At 71.1% G+C, this 1,161-nt stretch carries 1 protein-coding gene; it reads left to right on the forward strand.

Annotated elements, in window-relative coordinates; all coding sequences use genetic code 11:
• Positions 1 to 1,161: condensation domain-containing protein (locus K8638_RS44215; protein ID WP_223760817.1), on the forward strand; the 1,161-nt coding region annotated here is incomplete at both ends.

Below are 1,161 nucleotides of genomic sequence, written 5' to 3' on the forward strand. Positions count from 1 at the left end.
CTACGACGCCTTCTCCCAGGGCAGGCCCTCTCCTCTGCCGCCGCTGCCACTCCAGTACGCCGACTACGCCGTCTGGCAGCGCGCCTGGCTCCAGGGCGAGGTGCTCGACGCTCAGCTCGGCTACTGGCGGCAGCAGCTCTCCGGCGTCCCCACCCTCGAGCTGCCCACCGACAAGCCACGTCCTCCCGTGCAGACCTTCCGCGGCGCACAGGTGCCCGTCGCGCTGCCTCCCCCCACTTCCGACAAGCTCAAGGCCCTGTGCCAGCAGGAGGGCGCCACTCCCTTCATGGCCCTGCTCGCCTCCTTCCAGGTGCTCCTGTCGCGCTACTCCGGCCAGCAGGACATCGCCGTCGGCTCTCCCATCGCCGGCCGTCAGCGCGGCGAGCTGGAGGGCCTCATCGGCTTCTTCGTCAACACCCTCGTGCTGCGCGCGCGGCTGGACGTGCGCGCCTCCTTCCGGGACATGCTGCGTCAGGTGAAGGAGTCGGCGCTGGGCGCCTACGCGCACCAGGATGTCCCCTTCGAGCGGCTGGTGGAGGAGCTCCAGCCCACCCGCGACATGAGCCGCAGTCCGCTCTTCCAGGTCATCTTCGCCTTGCAGAACGCGCCCACGGCCGCGGCGCAGGACGCGCGGCCCGCGCAGAAGCCGGCGCTGGCGCTCCGCCCGCTGGAGGCGGTGGACAACCCCACCGTCCGGTTCGAGCTGGAGCTGAGCCTGTCGGAATCGCCGGAAGGCTTCCAGGGGCCCCTGCGGTACAACACCGACCTGTTCGCGCCGGAGACCGCCGCTCGGATGGCGGAGCACTTCCGAGTGCTGGTGGAAGCGCTGGTCTCCCGGCCCGATGCGCCCCTGGCATCAGCCCCCATGCTCACCGAGGCCGAGCGCCGGCAGGTGCTGGTGGAGTGGAGCAAGGCCCCCTCCAGGTCCCCGCGCGAGTCCACCCTCCCCGAGTTCCTCTCCGAGGTGGTGGCCCGCTTCCCCGACAAGGTCGCCGTCGAGTTCGGGGACGCGAAGCTCACCTACCGGCAGCTCGACGAGCGCGCCAACCAGCTCGCACACCACCTGCGCCGCCTCGGTGTGTCCACCGACTCGCGCGTGGCCCTCGCCGTGGAGCGCTCGCTGGAGCTGATTGTTTCGCTGGTGGCCATCCTCAAGGCCGG

Source organism: Myxococcus sp. RHSTA-1-4 (assembly GCF_020037125.1).
Lineage (GTDB): Bacteria > Myxococcota > Myxococcia > Myxococcales > Myxococcaceae > Myxococcus.